The sequence below is a fragment of the Mycolicibacterium obuense genome, from assembly GCF_055397605.1.
Window position 1 is genome coordinate 3,334,450 of record NZ_AP043663.1, and the last position, 23,424, is coordinate 3,357,873.

Annotated in this window: 17 protein-coding genes; 6 read left to right on the forward strand and 11 right to left on the reverse strand. The window is 68.9% G+C overall.

Annotated features, from left to right (window positions below; all coding sequences use genetic code 11):
* The first annotated feature begins 25 nt into the window (after positions 1–25).
* On the forward strand, positions 26–1,462 hold the full coding sequence (gene glnA / locus ACZ50N_RS15825) for a type I glutamate--ammonia ligase (RefSeq protein ID WP_464473253.1): 1,437 nt from the start codon (positions 26–28) through the stop codon (positions 1,460–1,462).
* A 55-nt stretch (positions 1,463–1,517) separates the two neighbouring features.
* On the opposite strand, the gene ACZ50N_RS15830 is transcribed toward glnA (ACZ50N_RS15825), so the two are convergent.
* Positions 1,518–2,366 carry a carbon-nitrogen hydrolase family protein gene (locus ACZ50N_RS15830; RefSeq protein WP_464473254.1) on the reverse strand — a complete coding sequence of 283 codons (849 nt, stop codon included), beginning with the start codon at positions 2,364–2,366 and terminating at the stop codon, positions 1,518–1,520.
* Positions 2,367–2,431: 65 nt separating this feature from the next.
* Between ACZ50N_RS15830 and ACZ50N_RS15835 the strand changes: the two genes are divergently transcribed.
* The 4 genes from ACZ50N_RS15835 to ACZ50N_RS15850 all read left to right on the forward strand — a co-directional run bounded on the left by ACZ50N_RS15835 (position 2,432) and on the right by ACZ50N_RS15850 (position 8,830).
* Entirely contained in the window at positions 2,432–3,415 is a 984-nt protein-coding gene (locus ACZ50N_RS15835) for an NAD-dependent epimerase/dehydratase family protein (protein WP_464473255.1), read from the forward strand.
* A gap of 95 nt (positions 3,416–3,510) precedes the next feature.
* Positions 3,511–5,664, forward strand: coding sequence for an MDR family MFS transporter (locus tag ACZ50N_RS15840; protein ID WP_464475657.1), 2,154 nt, complete (start codon positions 3,511–3,513; stop codon positions 5,662–5,664).
* A 9-nt stretch (positions 5,665–5,673) separates the two neighbouring features.
* Positions 5,674–6,123: a DoxX family protein gene (locus tag ACZ50N_RS15845; RefSeq protein ID WP_464473256.1), complete on the forward strand. Its 450-nt coding sequence runs from the start codon at positions 5,674–5,676 to the stop codon at positions 6,121–6,123.
* A gap of 160 nt (positions 6,124–6,283) precedes the next feature.
* A complete protein-coding gene (locus ACZ50N_RS15850) occupies positions 6,284–8,830 on the forward strand; it encodes a cadherin-like domain-containing protein (RefSeq protein WP_464473257.1) in 2,547 nt (848 codons plus the stop codon).
* Here the strand turns inward: ACZ50N_RS15850 and ACZ50N_RS15855 are convergent.
* The 8 genes from ACZ50N_RS15855 to ACZ50N_RS15890 form a co-directional block, all read right to left on the reverse strand.
* Positions 8,819–9,679, reverse strand: coding sequence for a TIGR03619 family F420-dependent LLM class oxidoreductase (locus tag ACZ50N_RS15855; RefSeq protein WP_046362827.1), 861 nt, complete (start codon positions 9,677–9,679; stop codon positions 8,819–8,821). The two genes, ACZ50N_RS15850 and ACZ50N_RS15855, sit on opposite strands and share 12 nt — an antisense overlap.
* Positions 9,676–10,314 carry a PaaI family thioesterase gene (locus ACZ50N_RS15860; RefSeq protein ID WP_046362826.1) on the reverse strand — a complete coding sequence of 213 codons (639 nt, stop codon included), beginning with the start codon at positions 10,312–10,314 and terminating at the stop codon, positions 9,676–9,678. The genes ACZ50N_RS15855 and ACZ50N_RS15860 overlap by 4 nt, the downstream gene beginning before the upstream one ends.
* Before the next feature lie 58 nt (positions 10,315–10,372).
* Positions 10,373–13,357, reverse strand: a complete 2,985-nt coding sequence (locus ACZ50N_RS15865; protein WP_464473258.1) for a bifunctional [glutamine synthetase] adenylyltransferase/[glutamine synthetase]-adenylyl-L-tyrosine phosphorylase — start codon at positions 13,355–13,357, stop codon at positions 10,373–10,375.
* A gap of 30 nt (positions 13,358–13,387) precedes the next feature.
* On the reverse strand, positions 13,388–14,728 hold the full coding sequence (gene glnA, locus ACZ50N_RS15870; protein WP_464473259.1) for a type I glutamate--ammonia ligase: 1,341 nt from the start codon (positions 14,726–14,728) through the stop codon (positions 13,388–13,390).
* A gap of 45 nt (positions 14,729–14,773) precedes the next feature.
* A complete protein-coding gene (locus ACZ50N_RS15875) occupies positions 14,774–16,228 on the reverse strand; it encodes an alpha/beta hydrolase (RefSeq protein ID WP_464473260.1) in 1,455 nt (484 codons plus the stop codon).
* 107 nt (positions 16,229–16,335) lie between these two features.
* On the reverse strand, positions 16,336–16,782 hold the full coding sequence (locus ACZ50N_RS15880; RefSeq protein ID WP_464473261.1) for a GNAT family N-acetyltransferase: 447 nt from the start codon (positions 16,780–16,782) through the stop codon (positions 16,336–16,338).
* Entirely contained in the window at positions 16,776–18,311 is a 1,536-nt protein-coding gene (locus ACZ50N_RS15885; RefSeq protein ID WP_464473262.1) for an alpha/beta hydrolase, read from the reverse strand. The genes ACZ50N_RS15880 and ACZ50N_RS15885 overlap by 7 nt, the downstream gene beginning before the upstream one ends.
* A 56-nt stretch (positions 18,312–18,367) precedes the next feature.
* Positions 18,368–19,765, reverse strand: a complete 1,398-nt coding sequence (locus tag ACZ50N_RS15890) for a WS/DGAT/MGAT family O-acyltransferase (protein WP_464473263.1) — start codon at positions 19,763–19,765, stop codon at positions 18,368–18,370.
* Between the two features lie 157 nt (positions 19,766–19,922).
* Between ACZ50N_RS15890 and panB the strand changes: the two genes are divergently transcribed.
* On the forward strand, positions 19,923–20,765 hold the full coding sequence (gene panB, locus ACZ50N_RS15895; RefSeq protein ID WP_073682966.1) for a 3-methyl-2-oxobutanoate hydroxymethyltransferase: 843 nt from the start codon (positions 19,923–19,925) through the stop codon (positions 20,763–20,765).
* A 3-nt stretch (positions 20,766–20,768) separates the two neighbouring features.
* Here the strand turns inward: panB and ACZ50N_RS15900 are convergent, their stop codons facing one another.
* Both ACZ50N_RS15900 and ACZ50N_RS15905 read right to left on the reverse strand, forming a co-directional pair.
* Complete coding sequence (locus ACZ50N_RS15900; protein WP_464473264.1) at positions 20,769–21,548, reverse strand: enoyl-CoA hydratase/isomerase family protein; 780 nt, start codon at positions 21,546–21,548, stop codon at positions 20,769–20,771.
* Between the two features lie 25 nt (positions 21,549–21,573).
* Positions 21,574–23,355 carry a fatty acyl-AMP ligase gene (locus tag ACZ50N_RS15905; protein ID WP_464473265.1) on the reverse strand — a complete coding sequence of 594 codons (1,782 nt, stop codon included), beginning with the start codon at positions 23,353–23,355 and terminating at the stop codon, positions 21,574–21,576.
* Positions 23,356–23,424 lie beyond the last annotated feature (69 nt).

The following is a 23,424-nucleotide window of genomic DNA, read 5'->3' on the forward strand; positions in this document are numbered from 1 at the left end:
GTTACCAAGTGAAGGAGAGCACTCAGTGGCAGAAACGACCTCAGACGACATCTTCAAGCTGATCAAGGACGAGAAGGTCGAGTACGTCGACATTCGGTTCTGCGATCTGCCCGGCGTCGTCCAGCACTTCTCGATCCCGGCCTCGGCGTTCGACGAGAGCGTGTTCGAGGACGGTCTCGCGTTCGACGGCTCGTCGGTGCGCGGCTTCCAGTCCATCCACGAGTCGGACATGATGCTGCTGCCCGACCCCGCGACCGCGCAGATCGACCCGTTCCGCGCCGCCAAGACGCTGAACCTCAACTTCTTCGTCCACGATCCGTTCACCCGTGAGGCGTACTCGCGCGATCCGCGCAACGTCGCCCGCAAGGCAGAGAACTACCTCGCCAGCACCGGGATCGCCGACACCTGCTTCTTCGGCGCCGAGGCCGAGTTCTACATCTTCGATTCGGTGACCTTCGACTCGAAGATCAACGGCACGTTCTACGAGATCGACTCGGAGTCGGGCTGGTGGAACACCGGGGAGCCGTTCGAGTCCGACGGCAGCCCGAACCTGGGCTACAAGGTGCGTCCCAAGGGTGGCTACTTCCCCGTCGCCCCGTATGACCACTACGTCGACCTGCGCGACGAGATGGCCACCAACCTGCAGAACGCCGGGTTCGTGCTCGAGCGTGGTCACCACGAGGTGGGCACCGCCGGTCAAGCCGAGATCAACTACAAGTTCAACACGCTGCTGCACGCGGCCGACGATGTGCTGCTGTTCAAGTACATCATCAAGAACACGGCGTGGAAGAACGGCAAGACCGTCACGTTCATGCCGAAGCCGCTGTTCGGCGACAACGGTTCAGGTATGCACGCCCACCAGTCGCTGTGGAAGGACGGCAAGCCGCTGTTCCACGACGAGTCCGGATACGCCGGCCTGTCGGACATGGCGCGCCACTACATCGGCGGCATCCTGCACCACGCGCCGTCGCTGCTGGCGTTCACCAACCCGACGGTGAACTCCTACAAGCGTCTGGTGCCGGGCTACGAGGCGCCGATCAACCTGGTGTACAGCCAGCGCAACCGCTCCGCGTGCGTGCGTATCCCGATCACCGGCAACAACCCGAAGGCCAAGCGCCTCGAGTTCCGTTGCCCGGACAGCTCGGGCAACCCGTACCTGGCGTTCGCGGCGATGCTGATGGCCGGCATCGACGGCATCAAGAAGAAGATCGAGCCGCTGTCGCCGGTCGACAAGGACCTCTACGAGCTTCCCCCGGAGGAGGCCGCCAACATCCCGCAGGCGCCGACGTCGCTGGCGGCGGTGATCGACAAGCTCGAAGAGGACCACGAGTACCTCACCGAGGGCGGCGTGTTCACCGAGGATCTGATCGAGACCTGGATCTCGTACAAGCGCGAGAACGAGATCCTGCCGGTCCAGATCCGTCCTCACCCGTACGAGTTCTCGCTCTACTACGACGTGTAAATCGTTGTAAGGCAATACGATTCGCCCGCCCGGTCACCGACCGGGCGGGCGTTTCTCATTGCGGCGTCCACGTCGCCGGGTCGATCCTGCCGCCGTAGACCGGCAGCTCGATCGGCACGTCTGTCTCGGTGAAGGGTGACCACGGTCGCGTCACCCCGGCCGTGCCGTGGCGTCGGGTGCGGTCCACCTCGTCGAGGTCGATGGTCGCGGCGAGCACGGTCGGCTCGGCGCCCACCGCGGCCGCGAGTATGCGCCCCTGCGGGTCGACGAGCAGGCTGCGACCCTGCCCGCGTGGCGTCGCCGCGTTCACGCTCGCGACGAACACCTGGTTCACGATCGCGTTGGCCTGGACCAGCACCACTTCCTGCGCGCGGTCCGCGGTCGGCGTGAGCACGACGTTGAGCAGGAGTTCGGCACCCATCCAGGACAGTTGGCGCGACACCTCGGGAAACCATGCGTCGTAGCAGACCGTCAGCCCGACGGTGCCCTGCTCGATCGGCAGGGTGACGAATTCCCGACCCGGCTCGGTGGTCTCGACAGGGCGCCATGGGAAGGCCTTGCGATAGACGGCCGCCAGCTCACCGGTCGGCGCGAACACCGCCATCGTGTTGTGGATCCGGCCGTCGTCGGAGCGTTCCAGGATGCTGCCGGGGGCCACCCACACACCGAGTTCCCCGGCCAGTTCGCCGACGGCGCGGCACAGCGGCCCGTCGAGCGGTTGCGCGTGGCTCTCCGTGCTGGCCGGGTCCCACGGGTCCCAGTCTCCGAGCAGATGCTGCTCGGGGAACACGAACAGCGACGTCGCCGGGTACTGGCGGGTCAGCAGCCGCAGATCGCGACCGAAGTCGGCAGCGGTCGTTGCGGCGTCGTGCTGGACGAGGGCCAGGGACAGTTCTCGTGACATGGCATCCATTGTGGTCGTGACTCAGATGCGGTTTCGAACCCCGACGAAGCGGCAATCTGCCCGGCATGGCTCTGCGCGTCGGCGTGACGGGACCCACCGGTGAGATCGGCAAGGCGGCCATCGCGGCCTTGGAGGAGCACGCGGGCGTCGAGGCCATCGTCGGCATGGCCCGCCGTCCCTTCGATCCGGCCGCACATCAGTGGACGAAGACCACCTACCGGCAGGGCGACATCCTCGACCGCGACGCCGTCGACGCGCTCGTCGCCGACGTCGACGTGGTCGTCCACCTGGCCTTCATCATCATGGGCAGCCGCGCCGAGAGCGCGCGGGTCAACCTGGCCGGCACCCGCAACGTGTTCGAGGCCACCGTGGCCGCCGCCCGGCCCCGCAGGCTCGTCTACACCTCGTCGGTGGCCACCTACGGCTACCACGCCGACAACCCCGTGCCGATCACCGAGGACGTGGCGCCCCGCGGGTCGGCCGAGCACTACTACTCCGAGCAGAAGGCTGCGTGCGAAGCGGCGCTGACCGAGATCACGTCCGGTTCCGATCTCGAGGTCTTCGTGCTGCGGCCGTGCATCGTCGCCGGTCCGCACGCGCCGGCCCTGGCTGATGCGATGCCGTGGAACAAGCTGCCCGGGCCGGTCCGGCGCATCTCGCAGGCCCTGCCGGTATTGCGGCCGTTCCCCGATCCGGGCACCCCGCTGCAGCTCGTGCACCACGACGATGTCGCCGCGGCCATCGCACTGGCGGTGACGACGCGGACGGCGCCGCCCGGGGCCTACAACATCGCCGGCGACGGTGTGGTGTCGATGTCGCAGGTCGGTGAGGCATTCGGCGCGTTGCCGATCAAGGTCCCCCGGGCCGCGGCGGTCGTCACGTCCGAGGTCCTCTCGGCCCTGCCCTTCGTGCCCTCGGCGCTGGAGTGGCTGCACGCCGGACGCACCTCAGTGGTGATGGACACCGAGAAGGCGAAGTCGGAGCTGGGATGGCACCCTCGCTACACCTCGGCGGAGACGCTCGCAGCCCTTGCCAGCGCGCTGCGCTGAACATCCTCACAGCTCGATCTGGTGTCGATCAAAGCCGCTTCGGGTAGAACCGAGCGGTGACAGATGTAGCCGAGAAGGTGAGTCCGCCCGAGCAGATGGACGTCCGCTCCCGCAACCTGGTGTTCACCGCGGTCGTCCTCGGGATGTTGCTGGCTGCGCTCGACCAGACGATCGTCGCCACCGCTCTGCCGACCGTCGTCGCCGATCTCGGCGGCGCCGGCCATCAGGCCTGGGTGGTCACCAGCTATTTGCTCGCGTCGACGATCGTCACCGCGGTGGTCGGCAAGCTCGGCGACATCTTCGGCCGCAAGCGGATCTTCCAGGTTGCCGTGCTGCTGTTCCTGGTCGGTTCGGTGCTGTGCGGACTGGCCCAGTCGATGGGCATGCTCGTCGCCTCGCGCGCGCTGCAGGGTATGGGTGGCGGCGCGATCACGGTGACCGCGGTCGCCGTCATCGGTGAGGTCATCCCGCTACGCGAACGCGGTCGCTATCAGGGCGCTCTGGGCGCGGTGTTCGGCGTCACGACGGTCATCGGCCCGCTGCTGGGCGGGCTGTTCACCGACCACCTCACCTGGCGCTGGGCCTTCTGGATCAACGTGCCGGTGGCGGTCGTGGTCCTCGGTATCGCGGCGGTGGCCATCCCTGAGCTCGCCCGCACCGCGCGGCCCGTGCTCGACTACGCCGGCATCGTGCTGGTCGGTCTCGGCGCGGCCGGATTGACGCTGGCGACCAGCTGGGGCGGCACCACCTACGCCTGGGGGTCGGTGACGATCATCGGCTTGTTCGTGGTGTCGGTGGCGGCGCTGGTCGCGTTCGTGTTCGTCGAACGCCGCGCGGCCGAACCGATACTGCCGATCCGGCTGTTCGGCAACCCGGTGTTCACGGTCAGTTGCGTGCTGTCGTTCGTGGTCGGCTTCGCGATGCTGGGCGCGTTGACGTTCCTGCCGACGTTCATGCAGTTCGTCGACGGCGTCTCCGCGACCGAGTCCGGCTTGCGAACGTTGCCGATGGTGCTCGGCCTGCTGGTCACCTCGCTGAGCAGCGGTGTGATCGTCGGCCGGACCGGGCGCTACAAGATCTTCCCGATCGCGGGCACCGCCACCATGGCGCTGGGTTTCGTGCTGCTCTCGCGCATGGAGGCCGACACGTCGACGCTCGTGGAGTCGCTGTACCTGCTCGTGCTGGGTGCGGGCATCGGCATGAGCATGCAGGTGCTGGTGCTGGTCGTGCAGAACACCGTCGACTTCACCGATCTGGGGGTCGCGACCTCGGGCGTCACGTTCTTCCGCACCATCGGCAGCTCGTTCGGCGCCGCGATCTTCGGATCGCTGTTCGCGAACTTCCTCGACGACCGTCTGCCCGCGGCGATGGCGCGCAGCGGGGCGCCTGCGGAGGCCGCGACCTCCCCGCAGGCGTTGCACCGGTTGCCCCAGGAGGTGGCGGGCCCGATCATCGACGCCTACGCGGATTCGCTGAGCCGCGTGTTCTTGTTCGCGGCGCCGTTCGCTGTGGTGGGACTGGTGCTGGCGTTGTTCCTCAAGCAGGTGCCGCTGCGCGACGCCGCCGCGGCCGGCAGCACCGACCTGGGCGAGGGGTTCGGCATGCCGACGACCGCGACCCCGGAGAAGCTGCTCGAAGTGGCGGTCGGCCGGTTGCTGCAGCGCAGCCACGGCGTGGATCTCGACGCGGTGGCCCGGGCCGCACACAGCCGCCTCGATGTGCCCCGGCTGTGGGCCACGATGCAGGTCTACCGGTACGCCGCCGCGACGGGCGCGGCCCATCTGGACGACATCGCCGAGGAGCGGCGCGTGCCGCCCCAGATTCTCGAACCCACGTTCAACCGTCTCGTCGCCGACGGCTTCGCCACCCGGGTCGGCGGCGCGTACTCGCTGACCGCCGCGGGTGCGGCCGAGGTGAACAGCGCCCGCGACGTCATCGCGTCGTGGATCACCGACATGCTGGCCCAGTCTCCGGAGTTCGAGGGCCGTCCCGATCGCCTGCAGGTGCAGGGGGCGCTGGACCGCCTGGCCCGCAGCGTGCTGCTGGAACGTCAATCCCCGCGGGCGGAGACGCGTCCGATGAAGTTGGGCTCACCGCCGCGGCCGCCGGTGTCCGATCTGCAGACCACCAGGATGCGTGCGCTGTCGGCACCGCCGGCGGCCGAGCCACCCACCCGCCCGTTCCGCTCACACGCGACGATGCAGGATCGCCCACCCGTACGTCATCCGGACCGCGGTCCGCTCCGTTAGTCTGCGTGCATGACGCAACGACTCGACGCCCGACTGTCCGCGTACTCCTCCCCTGTCCTGAGCATCTTCCGCATCGTGACCGGCGTGGTGCTGCTGCTGCACGGCACCATGAAGGTGTTCGGCTGGCCGCTGGGCACGGCGGTCCCGGCGGGCACGTGGCCGTTCTGGTTCGCCGGAATCCTGGAAATCGCCCTCGGCGCCCTGATCACGGTCGGATTCTTGACGCGGATCGCCGCGTTCATCGCCTCCGGCGAGATGGCGGTCGCCTACTTCTGGCAACACTGGGCGCTGTTCAGCGGGGCGCCGGCGAGTTTCTGGCCCTTCGACCCGCAGATGGGCGGCAACGGCGGTGAACTGGCGGTGCTGCTGTGCTTCGCGTTCCTGCTGTTGGCAACGACCGGCGGGGGTGCCTGGTCGGTCGACGGGCGACGACGGGGCACAGTGGTCGCACGGCGCTGACGTCGCCTTTGCTCCTGACCGCACCCCGCTAGCGAACGCTGCTGGCATCCGAGTTTGCAGACACGAGGAAAAGATTCGCTGAACGCCACTCTTTTTCGTTGCTGAGGTCCCTAGGATGACCCGATATTGACCGTGTTGGCAATTGTCGGGGGGTAGCACTGTGGGGTCTTCTTCTAAGCACGTCGGCAGGATCGGCGCACTCGCGTTCGCGCTGGGTGTCGGGATCGGGATCGGCGCCACTCCGGGCGTGGCCTGGGCCGACGACTCCGGGGACAGCACGCCATCGGTGAGCTCGAACGCGGAGTCGACGGCATCGGCGGCGAAGGACACGAAGACCGACGACCAGAAGCCTGCGCGGAAGTCGAAGAGGGCCGGCAGAGCCGATACCGACGCCGACACCAATACCGACACCGATGCAGATACGCCGTCGCGGCACCGTCCGCTGCGCACGGTCCGCGAGGACGCGCCGGTGAAGACCCCGAAGGTCGAACGGACCCGCGTGCGCAGTACCGAGCCGGACGACGACGCGGGCCCCGCGGCGACGGTCACCCCGGCGCCGGCGAAGGTCGTCGCCGCCGTTGCGGAGGTCCATGTCGTACCGGCCGATGTCATCGCCCCAGCGAACGACACCGCCCAACGGGCCACCGCGACCACCCGGGTCCGGCTCGGCGAACTGCTCTCCTCCGTCCTGAACCCGAAGGACGCCCCGGTCGCGCCGGTGGCCTCGCCGGCGATGTGGCTGCTGGCCGCAGCCGCGCGGCGTCAACTGGGTCAGACCGACCAGGTGACCATGGCGAGCCTGCGATCAGCCGTGGTCGCAGAGCAACCGGTCGTCAACCCGCCCGACGATGCCGGCGTGGTCACCGGAGAGGTCGTCGTCCCCGACGCCGACACCGCCGTGGCCAGCGGCCCGAGCAAGGGCACCGTCGTGGTGTCGGTCAGCGGCGACACGGTGTCCTTCACCTACACCCCGACCAAGCAGGCGCGCCACGCCGCGGCCGCTGTGGGGGCCGACCCCGCGCTCAAGGCCGACAGCTTCGTGCTCACCGTCGTCGACGGCTCCGGCGACATCACCACCGTGCCGATCACCGTCGAGATCGCACCGGCCAACACCCCGCCCACCATCCAGCTGACGAAGCCGCGTCTGTCGCCCTTCGGGAGCGCGGAGGTCCGCTCCTCGATTCGCGTCCGCGACGCCGACGGTGACGCCTACACGTTCACGCTGTCCCCGACGGCCAAGGGCGGCACGGTCAGCATCGACGAGGACGGGCACATGTCGTACCTGCCCACCGACGAGGCGCGGCACGCCGCGGGTGCCTCCAACGCCACCGAGGCGGACAAGACCGACACCTACACCGTGACGGTCGCCGACGGATACGGCGGCGTGACGGTCGTGACGGTCACGGTGCCGATCAAGCCCGACAACATCGATCCCGAGGTCAAGGTCCGCACCCGGACATCGCCGTTGCGCTCCACGGTGACCGGCGTGGTCATCGCGAAGGACCCCAACGGCGATCCGCTGACCTACGAGGTGGGCGACACCAACAAGGGCGGCACCGTGGTGATCGACCAGCGGGGCCGGTTCACCTACACACCGTCTCCGCAGGCCCGGCATGCGGCAGCTGCCGACAACGCCTCGCAGCTGGACAAGCAGGACAGCTTCGTCATCACCGTCACCGACGATCACGGGGGTGTCACCAAAACCCTTGTCACCGTTGCGGTCAAGCCCGCCAACGTGGCACCCACGTCGGCGTCGGTCAAGGACGTGTTCACCAATCCGAACACCGGCGTGGTCACCGGTGCGGTCACCGCCGTCGACGCCGACGGGGACTCGTTCACCTACCGCTCTGCGTCCACGACCCGTAAGGGCACGGTCTCGGTCGCCGAGGACGGCACGTTCGTCTACACACCCTCGGAAGCGGCTCGGGCACAGGCGAGTCGGCCGTTCGCACCGCGCAGCGCCAAGATCGACAGCTTCCGCGTGACCATCGACGACGGCCATGGCGGCACCACCACGCTGACGGTACGGGTCGGCATCGCGCCGCTGGGCGGGGACAACCATGCGCCGGTCGACGGCACGTTCACCGCGGGCGCACCGAACGTGTTCACCGGCAAGGTGACCGGAACGGTGACGGCCACCGATCCGGACCAGGACTCGTTGTCCTACAGCGGAACCGGGCTCACCCCCAAGGGCAGCGTGGTCGTCAACGCCGACGGCACGTTCACCTACACCCCGAGCGCTGCGGCACGTCACCAGGCCGGTGCGGACAACGCCACCGAACAGGACAAGGTGGACACGTTCGTCGTCACCGCGTCCGACGGTTTCGGTGGCACCCTGGCGGTCCCGGTGACGGTGTCGATCAAGCCGTCGGCGAATCGCGCGCCGTCGCAGCTGTCCTACACCAGCACCACCGACGACGCCACGGGTCTGGTCAGCGGGCAGGTGTCCGCCAAAGACGCCGACGGGGATCTGCTCACCTACCGGGGCACCGCGGTGACCGAGAAGGGCAGCGTGGTCGTCACCAGCACCGGCGGATTCACCTACGTGCCGACCGACGCTGCGCGCGCAGCGGCCGGTGCACCGAAGGCGCCGCTGTCGGACCGCCGTGATGCGTTCACCGTCACCGTCGACGACGGCCACGGGGGCACGTCGGACATCACGGTGCGCGTCACGATCGTACCGACGACGGTGACGTCAGTCCTCTAGCCCCATGTCCGAGCGGAAGCGGCGCATGCCGTCGATCTTCTGCTCGAGCGTGGCGGCCGGACCGCTGTAGAACATCCACGGCATCGTGATGATGCCGGTGACACCGCCCGCCTCGGCGCGCGCGTAGTGCTCGGGGGTGAAGGCGTCGCTGAGCGGGGTGATCGCCTCGAAACCGGCCATGTCCGAGCCGTTTTCGGCACGAATTCGGCGCAGCGTGGCGATTCGCTCGAGGGCCTGGTCGGTGGTGATCAGATCGCCGATCCAGCCGTCGTGCCGCGCGGCGCGGCGCAGCGCGATGTCGGACAACCCGCCGACGTAGACGGGGATCGGCGGCGGCGTGGGTTCCATCTCGAGGCGGGGTGCGGTGTAGAACTCGCCGGAGTGCTCGGTCCAGCCGGGCGCCCACAGCGCCTTCATCAGCTCGAGCATCTCGTCGGTACGTCTGCCGCGTCGTTCGAACTGCTGGCCGAGCAGCTCGAATTCGTCACGGCACCAACCCACTCCGATGCCGAGCTCGAGGCGGCCGCCGGCCAGCACGGCCGCGGTGCCGATCGCCTTGGCCGCCGAGTAGGGGTCGCGCATCGCAGGCAGGTACACGGTGGTGACGAAGCGCAGACGAGCGGTTTGTAGGGCGATGGCGCCGATCATCACCCACGGGTCGGGCCAGTCGGTGAAGGCCTCCCAGCGCCGGCTGCCGTCCGCGGTGTAGGGGTACGGCGTCTGCAGGGTCTCCAGATTCACGACGTGGTCGGGAATGCCGATGCCGTCGTACCCCAGTTCGTCTGCGGCGCGGGCCAATTCGATCGCGTCGGAGGTTTCCTGGAAGGCGATCGACACGTATACCTTCATGCGGATCTGCCGGCGTCCCGCGCCCAGGCCGGCATGATGAACACGCCCTCGGCCTCGACGGTGGCCCCGTCGGCGTCCTTGAGATAGCCGCGGGCGAAGGTCTTCGCCCCCTCGCTGCGCTCGACGAACCCCTCCGCCCGCAACGGTCCCAGCGGGGTACCGCGCACGTAGCGCAGGCTGATGGTGCCGGTGAACTTCGGCAGGTTCAACCCCTCGCTGGCCACTTCCCCGAGCAGATGGTCGAGGAGGAGCGCGCAGATACCGCCGTGCACCCGCCCCGGCGGACCCTCGTACATGGGGCCGAGGGTGAACTCACTCCAGCAGGAGCCGTCGGGTTCGCGGTGCACCTCCATCGGTGGCGCGATGGCGTTTCGGAGCCCGATCGCGGGGTTGCCCCAGACGACGGCGCGGCCGGTGTCGGCGTGCCGAAGCGTCGATCGCGTGGTGCGCACCTTCTGCTCGAGCAGTGCGTGCGCCTCTTCGAGGTGTTCGAGTGCGAGCAGGACGGTCGAATCGTCGACGTCGGTGTGGATGCCCACGTCGATGAGGGCACGCAGCGCGTCGGTCAGCGGATCGAACCGACGGCGGTGTTCGTCGTACTCCTCCGCGCTGATCGTGTCGAACGTCAAGTCCATCTATGTTTCTTAGCATTGCTGGACTGGTGTCCAGCGGCCGGGCCGGGCAGACGCCGCGCTAGCCCCCGAACACCTTGCGCACCACGGCCTTCGCACGCCGGGTGACCCGCAGGTAGTTGTCGAGGAATTCGCCGCCGTCGCCCTCGGGCCAGCCGGCGGCCACCGCGACGGCGCCCAGCAGCTTGCCCGGCCCGGGCAATTGATCGGTGGGCTTGCCGCGCACCAGCACCAGGGCGTTGCGGGCCCGCGTGGCGGTCAGCCACGCATCGCGCAGCAGCTCGATGTCGCCCTCGGCGATCAGCTCAGCGGCCCCTATCGCGTTCAACGTGTCCAGCGTCGAGGTGGTGTGCAGCGCCGGGATCTTGTGCGCGAACCGCAACTGCAGCAGCTGCACCGTCCACTCGATGTCGGCGAGCCCGCCCCGGCCCAGCTTGGTGTTCGTGTTCGGGTCGGCGCCGCGGGGCAGCCGCTCCGCGTCCACCCGTGCCTTGATGCGGCGGATCTCCTGCACCGCCTCGGCCGACACGCCACCCTCGGGATAGCGGGTCTTGTCGATCATCAGCAGGAAGCGCTCCCCCAGCTCCAGGTCGCCGGCCACCCGGTGGGCGCGCAGCAGCGCCTGGATCTCCCACGCCTGCGCCCACTGTGAGTAGTAGGCCTCATAAGACGCCAACGTGCGCACCAGAGGCCCCGAGCGGCCCTCGGGCCGTAGGTTCGCGTCGACCTCCAGCGGCGGGTCGGCGCCCGGCGTGCCGAGCCGGGCACGCACCTGTTCGGCCACGGTGGCCGACCATTTCACCGCGACGGATTCTTCGACGCCGTCGCGCGGTTCGCACACGAACATCACGTCGGCGTCCGAGCCGTAGCCGAGTTCGCGTCCGCCGAGGCGCCCCATCCCGATCACCGCGATGCGCGCCGGCGGCCCGCCGGCGGGGGCGTTCGCCCGGATCACCGCATCCAGGGCGGCCTGCAACACCGCCACCCACATCGACGTCAGCTGCGCGCACACCTCGGTGACGTCGAGCATGCCGAGCAGATCGGCAGACGCGATGCGGGCCAGTTCGCGGCGGCGCAGGGAGCGCGCCGCGGAGATCGCGCGAATCGGGTCGCTGTGCCGAGCGGCCGAGGCGACCAGGGAGCGGGCCACCCCGTCGGTGTCGACGTCGCACAGCTTGGGCCCGTTCGGTCCGTCGGCGTAGAGCTGGATCACCTCGGGTGCCCGCATGAGGAGCTCCGGCACGTACGCCGAGGTGCCCAGCACGTGCATCAGTCGCTTGGCCACGGCGCCCTCGTCGCGCAGCGTCGCCAGATACCACCGTTGGTCGGCCATCTGGTCGCTGAGCCGGCGGTAGTTCAGCAGACCGGCGTCAGGATCGGGGGTGTCGGAGAGCCAGTCCAGCAGGGTCGGCAGGAGCACCTGCTGCACCCGGCCCCGCCGGCCGCCGCTGCTGGTCAGGGCCGCCAGGTGGGTCAGCGCACTCTGCGGCCCCTCGTAACCCAGTGCGGCTAGCTGCCTTTCGGCCGATTCGGCGCTCATCACCTCGGAAAGTCCGAGTGCCGTCTCGCCGACGGACTCCAGCAGCGGCTGGTAGAAGAGCTTGGCGTGCAGCCGCGACACCCGGTGGCTCTGCCGCTTCAGTTCCTCGCGCAGCACCCCGAGCGCGTCGTGACGGCCGTCGGGCCGCACGTGCGCGGCGCGCGCCAGCCAGCGCATCGCCTCGTCGTCGTCGTCCTCGGGCAGCAGGTGGGTGCGCTTGAGCCGCTGCAACTGCAGGCGGTGTTCGAGCAATCGGAGGAACTCGTAGGACGCCGTCATGTTGGCCGCGTCGTCACGTCCGATGTAGCCGCCGTCGCCGAGGGCGGCCAGCGCGTTCACGGTGGACGCCACGTGCAGCGACTCGTCGAGCCGGCCGTGCACCAATTGCAGGAGTTGTACGGCGAATTCGACATCGCGCAGCCCGCCGGTGCCCAGCTTCAGCTCACGGGAGCGCACTCCGGCGGGCACCAGCTCGACGACACGGCGGCGCATGGCCTGCACGTCGGGCACGAAGGCCTCACGCTCGCTGGCCGTCCACACCATCGGCATCAGCGCCTCGACGTAGCGGCGACCGAGGTCGGCATCACCGGCGGCGGGCCGCGCCTTGAGCAGGGCCTGGAACTCCCAGGTCTTGGCCCACCGCTCGTAGTAGGCGACGTGGGAATCCAGGGTGCGCACCAGCGGACCCTGCTTGCCTTCGGGCCGCAGCGCGGCGTCGACTTCGAAGAACGCGTCGGACGCGAGCCGCATCATCTCCCCGGCGATGCGGGTGGCCAGCGCCAGCCGGCTGTGCGAACCGTCGTCGGTCACGAAGATGACGTCGACGTCGCTGACGTAGTTCAGTTCTCGCGCGCCGCATTTGCCCATCGCGATCACCGCGAGCGGTGGCGGGGCCTCCTCTTTTCGCTCCGCGCACACCGCGCGGGTGGTGACGGTCAGCGCCGCTTGCAACGCCGCGTCGGCGAGGTCGGACAGGTGCTCTGCGACGACGGTGAACGGCAGCACCGGTTCGTTCTCGACGGTCGGCGCCACGTCGAGGGCGGCCAGCACGAGCAGCCGATCCCGGTAGAGGGTGCGCAGCGCCGGCGCAGCAGCCGTTGCGCCGCTTACCTTTTCGGAGGCGTCGGCGAACATCCGCGCCAACTCGGCGATGCTCGGCAGACGTACCCGGCCGGCCAGCAGGCGCCACGAGTGCGGGTTGGCCACCAGGTGATCGCCGAGCGCCAGCGAGGAACCGATCACGGCGAACAACCGGCCGCGCAGCGGCTTGTCGGTCAGCAGCGCGGCGTCGAGCTCGGCCCAGTCGCGGCCGAGCGCCTCGGAGAGCCGCACGACCGTGCGCAGGGCGCTGTCGGCGTCCGGTGCCCGGGAGAGCGACCACAGCAGCTCGACGTGGGCGTCGGTGTTCCAGCCGAGCTGATCGAGATCGGCCTGCGCGGTCTTCTCGACGAGCCCGAGTCGGCCGACACCGGGCAGCTTGGGACGCTGCGTCGCGGGTTTGGCCATACCGGTGAATCTAGCCCGGCCCGTTCGCAGTTAGAGCGACAGGTAGTTCTTCAGCTCGAACGGCGTGACGGTACTGCGGTAGTTCTCCCATTCGGCGCGCTTGTTGCGCAGGAAGAAGTCGAAGACGTGCTCGCCGAGTGCCTCGGCGACCAGCTCGGAGTTCTCCATGTCGGTCAGCGCCACGCCGAGGCTGCCGGGCAGCTCCTTGTAGCCCATCGCCCGCCGCTCTTCGGGTGTCAGGCTCCACACGTTGTCCTCGGCCTGCGGACCCAGTACGTAGTTCTTCTCGATGCCGCGCAGGCCGGCGGCCAGCAGGACGGCGAATGCGAGGTAAGGATTGCAGGCCGAATCGGGGCTGCGCACCTCGACGCGGCGTGACGAGGCCTTGTGCGGCGTGTACATCGGCACCCGCACCAGAGCCGAACGGTTCGCTGCGCCCCAGGACGCCGCGGTCGGCGCCTCACCGCCGTGCACCAGCCGCTTGTAGGAGTTCACCCACTGGTTGGTGACGGCACTGATCTCCTGCGCATGCTCGAGAATGCCTGCGATGAACGACTTTCCGACCTCGGAGAGCTGCAGCGGGTCATCCGGGCTGTGAAAGGCGTTGTTGTCGCCCTCGAACAGGCTCATGTGGGTGTGCATCGCGGAGCCCGGGTGTTCGGCGAACGGCTTGGGCATGAACGAGGCGCGCACACCGTCGGCGAGGGCGACCTCCTTGACGACGTAGCGGAACGTCATCACGTTGTCGGCCATCGACAGCGCGTCGGCGTATCGCAGGTCGATCTCCTGCTGGCCGGGGGCGCCTTCGTGGTGGCTGAATTCGACCGAGATGCCCATCTGCTCCAGGGCGTCGATGGCGTGCCTGCGGAAGTTCGGGGCCGAATCGTGCACGGCCTGGTCGAAGTAGCCGCCGTTGTCCGCGGGCACCGGCGGGGTGCCGTCGTCGGGGCCGGGCTTGAGGAGGAAGAACTCGATCTCGGGGTGCACGTAGCAGGAGAAGCCGAGGTCGCTGGCTTTGGACAGCTGGCGACGCAGGACGTGCCGGGAGTCGGCCCACGACGGTGATCCGTCGGGCATGGTGATGTCGCAGAACATGCGCGCCGAGTGGTGCTCACCGGCGCTGGACGTCCACGGCAGCACCTGGAAGGTCGACGGGTCGGGCCGGGCCACCATGTCCGCTTCGGACACCCGGGCGAAGCCTTCGATCGACGATCCGTCGAAGCCGATGCCCTCCTCGAACGCGCCCTCCAACTCGGCGGGAGCGATCGCGACCGACTTGAGGTATCCGAGCACGTCGGTGAACCACAGCCGGACGAAGCGGATATCGCGTTCTTCCAGCGTGCGCAGCACGAATTCCTTCTGCCGATCCATGACCGAAGCCTAATTTCCGCCTGTTAATTCTGTGTTACGACGCGGCTAGCAGCGCAAACCGGCGGGCGGCGGCGTGAGCGCGGTGAGGTAGTCGACGACGGTGGTGTCGACGCACCGGTCGCCGTTGAACACTACGGTGTGCTGCGGGCCGTCGAAGGTGACCAGTGGGGCGCCCAACTGCCGGGCCAGATCGACCCCTGCCTGGTACGGCGTGGCCGGGTCGCCCGTCGTGGACACGACGACGACCTTGCCGGGCCCGGGTGAGGTGGCGGCGCCGACGACCGGGGTGGGCGGCACCGGCCAGAGCGCGCACGTGTTGCGCGGGGCGAAGCCGGTGAACTGTCCGAACGACGAGAACGGAGCCGCGGCGCGGATGCGCCTGTCCGCGTCGGCCCACACGGCCGGATCGGCCGGATAGACCGAGTCGAGGCAGCGGATCGCGGTGAACGCGTCCTGCCGGTTGCTGTAGTGGCCGGTGCGGTCGCGCTGCTGGTAGTCGTCGGCGAGCAGGAGCAGGTCGACGGGGTCGGTGCCGCGGGACAGCCCGAGCAGGCCACTGGTGATGTAGGGCCAGTAGCGCGGTGAGTACAGCCCCGAGACGGTTCCGGTGAACGCGTCCTGGTAGCTCAGTCCCCGCGGGTCCGACGTGGCGGCCGGCCGGGCGGCCAGCGGGTCGATCAGCTGGTGATAGCGCGTGACGGCCTGAGCCGGATCGGTGCCCAGCGGGCAGTCGGCGTCGGACATGCAGTCGGCGGCGTACCGGTCGAAGGCCTTCTGGAAGCCGGCCATCTGGTTGACGCTCGCGGTGATCGGATCGAGGCTGGGGTCCACCGCACCGTCGAGGACCATGGCGCGCACCCGGTCGGGGTAGCGGCCCGCGTAGAGGGCGCCGAGCTGGGTGCCGTAGGAGAAGCCGAGATAGTTGATCTGCGCGTCGCCGAGTGCTTCGCGGACGGTGTCCATGTCGCGCACGGCGACGGCGGTGCCGATGTTGGCCAGGTAGTCGGCGCCCATGGCGGACAGGCACTGGCCGGCGAAATCACGCAGCACGCCTTCGATCTGGGCGACGCCGGCGGGGCTGTAGTCGGTCATCGGCTGGGCCCGGTAGGCGTCGAACTGCGCGTCGGTGCGGCAGCGCAGCTGCGGAGTCGAGTGTCCGACGCCGCGGGGGTCGATACCGACGAGGTCGAACTGCTCCGCGATCGGCGAGCCGGCCAGGGATGCGCCCATGTCGGCGACGGTGTCGACGGCAGAGGCGCCCGGTCCGCCCGGGTTCACCAGCAGCGGACCGATGCGCCGGCCGCTGGCTGGAATTTTGATGACCGCCAATTGCGCTTGTGCGCCATCGGGTTTCGCGTAGTCCACCGGTACCGAGATGGTGGTGCATCGAGCGGTGGGGATGCGGGAGGCGTCTTTGACGACGTCGGCGCACGTCCCCCACGACACCGCCGGCGCTGCGGATGGCTGCGCGGCCGCGGGCGGGCACAGAGCAGCCGTCATGACGCACACAGCTGCTATCGCCCGTCCCACCCGCCACATGGGAGTCCATGCTGTCACGCGATGCCGCGCGCGGCTTCGGACGGGGCCCAACGGTGACCGGGCTGTTATCAGGCGTCCAGCTCGTAGGTCAGCCAGCTGGACTTCTCGGCCCCGATGCCGTCATAGAGACGCTGGGCGGTGACGTTGTCCGGCGCCGTCTCCCACACCAGCTTCTGGGCTCCCCGCTCGCGGCACAGCTGCAGACAGCGGTCGATCAGCGCCCGACCGGCACCGGTCCCCCGGGTCTGCTCGGTCACGAACAGGTCGTTGAGCACTCCGACGCGGGCCGCGTAGAGCGTCTGCCACGTCCAGAACACCGTCGCGAAACCCACTGCGGCTCTGGCCTCGTCACGAGCGATGAGCTGCAGACCTTCTCGCGGGTCGGCGATCAGGGCCCGCATCATCGCGGTGAGGTCGGCGTCGGCGGGATCGACACGGTAGAAGTCGCAGTACCCGCGCATCAGCGGCATCAGGTCGGGCAGGTCGGATTCGCCCACGACGGTGATCGTCAGCATCGGGCACCGGCCGGCGGCACAGTCAGGTCGAGCAGGTACTGGGTGGCGATGTCGTCGACGCAGGCGTTGCCCTGCAGGGCGACCGTGTGCTGGGTGCCCTCATAGGTCAGGAGGCTCCCGCCGAGCTGCTTGGCCAGGTCGACACCGGCCTGGTACGGGGTCGCGGGATCGTTGGTCGTCGAGACCACCAGGACCGGCGGCAGCCCGTTGACCTTGATCTCGTGGCGCTGACTGGTGGGCGGCACCGGCCACATCGCGCATGTGCCCAACGGCGCGTATCCCGTGAACGTGCCGTAGCTCATGAAGGGCGCGGCGTCACGCAGTCGCCGGTCCTGGTCGACGAGCGTGGCCCGGTCGGTGATCGCGGGTTTGTCGACGCAGTTGACGGCGACGCGGACGTCGGTGGAGTTGTTGTAGTGGCCCTGGGCGTCGCGGCCCATGTACAGGTCGGCCAGCGAGAGCATGGTGTCGCCGCGGCCCTCTTTGATCTCGGTCAGCGCCTGGGTCAGGTGCCGCCACAGGTTCGGCGAGTAGAGCGGCAGGATCGTGCCGACCACCGCGTCGGAGTAGCTCAGGCCACGGGGGTCGGCGGTGGCGGCGGGCTTGTCGACCAGCGGCCAGACCAGGGACTGGTAGACCTCGACGGCCTTGGCCGGGTCGGTGCCCAGCGGGCAGTTCTCGTCCTTGGCGCAGTCTGCGGCGTAATCGTCGAAGGCCTTCTGGAACGCGGCGGCCTGGCGGATGTCGGCCTCGAGCGGGTCCGCGTTCGGGTCGACCGCACCGTCGAGGATCATCGCCCGCACCTTGTCCGGGTAGGCCTCGGCGTAGCCGGCGCCGATGCGGGTGCCGTACGAGTACCCCAGGTAGGTCAGCTTCTCGTCGCCGAGGGCCTGGCGCAGCGCGTCGAGGTCCTTGACCACGCTGACCGTCCCGACGTTGGCGAGGAAGTCCTTGCCCATCTTGTCGACGCAGCGCTGGACGAACTCCTTGGTCAGTTTCTCCATGTGCGCCACGCCGTCGGGGGTGTAGTCCACCACGTTGTCGGCGCGAAGCCGGTCGTTGTCGGCGTCGCTGTTGCACCACACCGCGGGTGAGGAATTCGCGACGCCGCGCGGGTCGAAGCCCACCAGGTCGAACTTCTCGCGCAACGCCTCGGGCATGGTCGCGAGCATGTTGGCGGCGGCGTTGACCCCCGATTCACCGGGTCCACCAGGGTTGATGATCAGCGAGCCGATCTTCTGACCGGTGGCCTTGAACCGCACCACGGCGAGCTGGGCGACCGCGCCCTCGGCGCTGTCGGGGTTGTCCCAGTTCACCGGGACAGAGAGCAGCCCGCATTCGGCACCGGTGGGGATGCGGGAGCGATCGGACGGCCCGACGGCCTTACATGCGCTCCACTGGATCGGCGAGCCGGGGCGCGGGACCGCGAGCAGGGCACGGCCGTCGACCACCTTGCTGCAACCGGCAACGAGCAGCATGACCGCCGCGAGGACGAGGCCGGATCTCGCGATCCCGGTCATGAGCTTCATGGCAACACATGCTGCCATGAACCGGCATCTGCGCTGGCAAGGCGCGGTCGGAGCGCCTACTTGGTCGCGTTGAGCAGCTCTTCGAGCGCAACGTCGAAGTCATCGGCCATGTCCCACAGGTCGGGCAGCAGCTCGGGGCAGCTCACGATGCCGACGTCGAGGTTGCCCGACAGCGACATCACGGTGATGTTCAGCCCGGACCCGTGGAAGATCGGCCCCAGCGGGTACATCCCTTCCACGCCGCAGCCCAGCATGTAGAGCCTGCCCTGGGGTCCCGGCACATTCGACACCACCAGGTTGTGCACCGGACGAGCACCACTGAGCCTGCTGCTGGCGTAGACCCTCATCGCCGCGCCGAACACCGCGGGCGCGGCGAACTGCGTCCAGTCCTGCAGCAAGGTGGCTGCGATCGCCGAACTGTGTTGTTTGGCAACGGTATTGGCTTCCGCGATGGCCTTGAGCCGCTCGACGGGGTCGGCGATGTTGGTTTCCAGCCGGGCGAACATCCCCGACACCTGGTTGCGGCCGGGCCGGTCGGACTTCTCGTGCACCGACACCGGCACCATCGCGATCAGCGAGTTGTCCGGCAGTTCACCCCGGTCGAGCAGGAACGTGCGCAGCACCCCTGAGACCAGGGCCATCACCACGTCGTTGACCTTGACCCCGAAGTGGTTCTTGACGGTCTTGATGTCGTCGAGATCCAGATGGGCGAACGCCACGTTGCGATGCCCGGTCACGTTGGCGTTGAACGCGGTCTTCGGCGCGATGAACGGCGGCGCCATCGTCTGCCCGCTGCGAACCCGGCGGACGGTGTCGATCACCGTGGTCAGGGTGTTCGGCACCGCGTTGACCAGGCCCAGCGGCCGGCTCACGAAGCGCGCGGCGCCGCTGAGGGCGATCTCGAGATCACTTCCGCCGCCGGGACCGGCGACGGGCTCCGGGGCGGGGGCATCGGGCTCGGTGGTGCACAGCTTCGACATCAGGTTCGCGCCCGTCACGCCGTCGACGGCGGCGTGGTGCACCTTCGTCATCACCGCGATGCGCTGACTTGCGCTGCCATCGTCGGGGTCGCTGCCGAGGTTCTCGATCACCCACATCTCCCACAGCGGGCGGGTGCGGTCCAGCGGCAGGGACGCGATGTGTCCGCAGATCTCGGCCAGCTCGCGCGGGCCACCCGGGGACGGCAGGCCCATCCGGTGCAGATGCCGGTCGACGTCGAAGTCCTTGTCGTCCACCCACACCGGGTGGTCGAGGTTGAATCGGTTGTCGGCCAGCCGTTCCCGGAACTCGGGCATCGCGCGGATGCGTTCGGCCAGGAGGTCACGCAGCTTGGCGAACGAGTAGCCGCCGGGCATCGTGGAGGCGTCCAGCTCGAGAATCGAGCACACGTGCAACGGCTGCGCCGCGGTCTCGAGGTACAGGAAACTGGCGTCGAGCCCGCTGAGCCGTTGCATCCGCCGATCGTAAGCGCGCCGCAGGTGGATGTGAGCAAATCCACTTAACGCGTTGTTCAACTTCTGGTGACGTGATGGCAGACTTGACGGGTCAGCGGAACCCGGGGACCCCGAGTGGCCTCGAGGATTCGAAACGACCACCCATCTGGAGACATCGATGTCTGAACAGAGTGTGTACGGGGCTGCCACCCACACCGCTGCTCCGCGGACCAAGATCCGCACTCATCACCTCGCCAAGTGGAAGCAAGAAGGCCACAGGTGGGCGATGTTGACCGCGTACGACTTCTCGACCGCCAGGGTCTTCGACGAGGCCGAGATTCCGGTGCTCCTCGTGGGCGACTCGGCGGCCAACGTCGTGTACGGCTACGACACCACCGTCCCGGTGACCATCGACGAGCTGATCCCGCTGGTGCGTGGCGTCGTCCGGGGTGCACCGCACGCGCTGGTGGTGGCCGACCTGCCGTTCGGCAGCTACGAGGCCGGTCCGGCGCAAGCTCTGGCGACGGCCACCCGGTTCCTGAAGGAGACCGGGGCACATGCGGTGAAGCTCGAGGGCGGCGAGCGGATGGCGGAGCAGATCGCCACCGTGTCGTCGGCCGGAATCCCGGTGATGGCCCACATCGGCTTCACCCCGCAGAGCGTCAACGGCCTGGGCGGGTTCAAGGTGCAGGGCCGCGGTGACGGCGCCGAGCAGACCATCCACGACGCGATCGCCGTGCAGGAAGCCGGTGCGTTCGCGGTGGTGATGGAGATGGTTCCCGCCGAGCTTGCCACGCAGATCACCGGTAAGCTGACCATCCCGACCGTCGGCATCGGCGCCGGCCCGAATTGCGACGGCCAGGTGCTGGTCTGGCAGGACATGGCCGGCATGACCAGCGGCCGCACCGCGAAGTTCGTCAAGAAGTTCGGCGCCGTGGGCGATGAATTGCGCCGCGCTGCAGCACAATACGCAGCCGAGGTGGCCACCGGAGTGTTCCCCGCCGAGGAACACTCCTTCTGACCGTCAGGCGAAGTCGGGGGTCCGCTTCGCCAGGAACGCATCCACACCTTCGCGGCCGTCGGCGGACTCGGCGCGCTGGGCGATCAACCGACCTTCGGCCTCCATCTGGGCCTCTAGCCCGTTGCCGAAACTGTCGTGCAGCAGCGCCTTGACGCCACCGTTGGCTCCGCCGGAGGTGGCCAGCATTGCGGTGGCGAGCTCGTCGGCGCGCGTCGCCAGTGCGTCGTCGGCGACCACCTCGGTGACCAGACCCCACTGCAGCGCTTCCTGGGCCGACAGCCTGCGATTGGTCAGCATCAGTTCCTTGGCGCGCGCCATCCCCACCAGGCGCGGCAGCAGATAGGTGGCGCTGCCGTCCGGCGTCAATCCGACTCGGGTGTAGGCCATCGTGAAGGAGGCCGACTCCGCGGCGAGGGTGAGATCCCCGAGCACCGCCAGCGAGAACCCGGCGCCCGCCGCGGCACCGTTGACCGCGGTGATCACGACGGCGTCGCAGCGCGCCAGTGTCGAGATCGCGCGGTGCAGGTCGTCGGCGACGCCCTTGAGGTGGCGGCCGCGGTGCGGCGCGGAGGCGAAGTCCTTGAGATCCCCTCCGGCGCTGAAGAAGCGGCCGGCGCCGGTGATGACGACGACTTTCACGGTCGGGTCGTCGCATGCGGCGGCGGCCGCCGCGAGCTCACGCGCCATCTCGGCGTTGATGCCGTTGGCCGCGTCGGGCCGGTTCAGCGTCAGCCGCACCAGCCCCTCGCTGCGGTGGACGTCGATGGTGTGGAAGTCGCTCACACCGGCGACGCTATCGCGCCGCGGTTCAGAGGGTGCCGTCGAGGTAGCGCGCCCGGCAGGCCCGGCGCGCCAACTTACCGCTCGTGGTCCGCGGGATCACCCCTGCCGCAACGAGTTTGATGTCGGCCAGCGGGATGGCGTGGCGTCGCGACACGGCAGCGCGGATGGCTTCGACGATCGGGGCGGCGTCCGCGCGTCCGGCGCCGGGGGCACGTTCTGCGACGATCACCACCTCTTCGCGTCCCGCACCGGGCACGGAGAACGCGGTGACGAAGCCGGACCGCACCGCTGTGGAGGCCTCGGAGACCGTCGCCTCGATGTCTTGCGGATAGTGGTTGCGACCGTCGACGATCACCAGATCCTTGACGCGCCCGGTGATGTGCAGCTGGCCGTCGATGTAGACGCCCAGGTCACCGGTGCGCAGCCACAGGGCGCTCTCGGCCGCGCCGGCGGCGTGGCTCCGGTCGGTCAAGCGCGACTGCAGCTTGTTGTGGAAGGTCAGCTCGGTTTCGTCGGCGCGGTTCCAGTACCCGCGGCCGATGTTGTCGCCGTGCAACCAGATCTCACCGACTCGCCCGTCGGGCAGCTCGGCCTCGGTCTGCGGGTCGACGATCACCGCCCACTGACTGCGCGCGACCTGACCGCACGACACGCTCATCACGGCGTCGGGATCATCGGCGTCGACCTGGACGACGTCTCCCCCGCCCAATGCCTGCCGGTCGAGGTGCACAGCCTTCGGCGCAGATCCGGACTCGGTGGTCGACACGAACAGCGTCGCCTCGGCCATTCCGTAGGACGGTTTGATCGCTGCGGGGTCGAGTCCGTACGGCGCGAACGCGTCGACGAAGGCATCGACCGATGCCATGCTGACCGGCTCGGAGCCGTTGATCAGGCCGGCCACGTTGGTCAGGTCGAGCGTCTCGCCGGCCGGCGGGCGGCCGCGCTGGGCGGCGAGTTCGAACGCGAAGTTCGGGGCCGCCGCGAACGTGGGCGCATCCGATGCGCCGAGCTCGCGGATCCAGCGGTAGGGCCGCCGCACGAAGGCCACGGGTGACATCAGGGTGATGTGCGCGCCGACCAGTGCAGGGAACATGATCATCAACAGACCCATGTCGTGGAACAGCGGCAGCCAGCTCACGCTGCGGGTGTTCCAGTCCAGTCCCACGGACTCGATCATCTGCACCACGTTGGTCGCGGCGCCGCGGTGGGTGATCTCGACGCCGGCCGGCGTGCGCGTGGATCCGGAGGTGTACTGCAGGTACGCGATGTCGTCGGTGTCGATGTGGACCGGTGTGAAGTGCTCGCCGACGGCGTCGGGAACGGCGTCGACGGCGATCATCCGCGGCCGTCGGTCGCGCGGGATGGTGCGCAGGAAGTCGCGCACCGCCGCGGCGGCCGCAGTGGTGGTCAGCACGACGGTCGGTTGCGCATCTCCCAGTACGGCGTCGAGACGCTCTGCGTGCCCGGGCAGTTCGGGGGCGAACAGCGGGACGGCGATGCCGCCGGCCTGGATGGCGGCGAAGAACCCGACCACGTACTCGACGCCCTGCGGGGCGAGGATCGCGATGCGGTCGCCGGAGTCGGTGATCTGCTGGAGCCGGGCACTGACGGCGCGGAGTCGGGTGCGCATCTGCGACCAGCTCAACTCGACCGTGCAGTCGCGCTCGTAGTCGAGGTAGCGGTAGGCCGGCGCCTCACCCGACTGCTCAGCGTGGCGATCCATGAACGACGTCAGCGTGACTCCGACAGGAATCTCGATGTTGCCTTCGGCGTCGAGATAATCCTCGAGCCTCATCTCTGGACTCATGAGAGAATTGTAAGAGTTACTTAAGTTGTCGTGTACACCCGTCCGGCGAGTCTGATGTCGAGTGGGTTC

Coding starts and splice junctions, on each gene's coding strand:
- ACZ50N_RS15830 (WP_464473254.1), bottom strand. CDS start 2,366: ATGTCACGAGAACTGTCCCTGGCCCTCGTCCAGCACGACGCCGCAACG.
- ACZ50N_RS15835 (WP_464473255.1), top strand. CDS start 2,432: ATGGCTCTGCGCGTCGGCGTGACGGGACCCACCGGTGAGATCGGCAAG.
- ACZ50N_RS15840 (WP_464475657.1), top strand. CDS start 3,511: ATGGACGTCCGCTCCCGCAACCTGGTGTTCACCGCGGTCGTCCTCGGG.
- ACZ50N_RS15845 (WP_464473256.1), top strand. CDS start 5,674: ATGACGCAACGACTCGACGCCCGACTGTCCGCGTACTCCTCCCCTGTC.
- ACZ50N_RS15855 (WP_046362827.1), bottom strand. CDS start 9,679: ATGAAGGTATACGTGTCGATCGCCTTCCAGGAAACCTCCGACGCGATC.
- ACZ50N_RS15860 (WP_046362826.1), bottom strand. CDS start 10,314: ATGGACTTGACGTTCGACACGATCAGCGCGGAGGAGTACGACGAACAC.
- ACZ50N_RS15865 (WP_464473258.1), bottom strand. CDS start 13,357: ATGGCCAAACCCGCGACGCAGCGTCCCAAGCTGCCCGGTGTCGGCCGA.
- glnA (WP_464473259.1), bottom strand. CDS start 14,728: ATGGATCGGCAGAAGGAATTCGTGCTGCGCACGCTGGAAGAACGCGAT.
- ACZ50N_RS15875 (WP_464473260.1), bottom strand. CDS start 16,228: ATGACGGCTGCTCTGTGCCCGCCCGCGGCCGCGCAGCCATCCGCAGCG.
- ACZ50N_RS15880 (WP_464473261.1), bottom strand. CDS start 16,782: ATGCTGACGATCACCGTCGTGGGCGAATCCGACCTGCCCGACCTGATG.
- ACZ50N_RS15885 (WP_464473262.1), bottom strand. CDS start 18,311: ATGAAGCTCATGACCGGGATCGCGAGATCCGGCCTCGTCCTCGCGGCG.
- ACZ50N_RS15890 (WP_464473263.1), bottom strand. CDS start 19,765: ATGCAACGGCTCAGCGGGCTCGACGCCAGTTTCCTGTACCTCGAGACC.
- panB (WP_073682966.1), top strand. CDS start 19,923: ATGTCTGAACAGAGTGTGTACGGGGCTGCCACCCACACCGCTGCTCCG.
- ACZ50N_RS15905 (WP_464473265.1), bottom strand. CDS start 23,355: ATGAGTCCAGAGATGAGGCTCGAGGATTATCTCGACGCCGAAGGCAAC.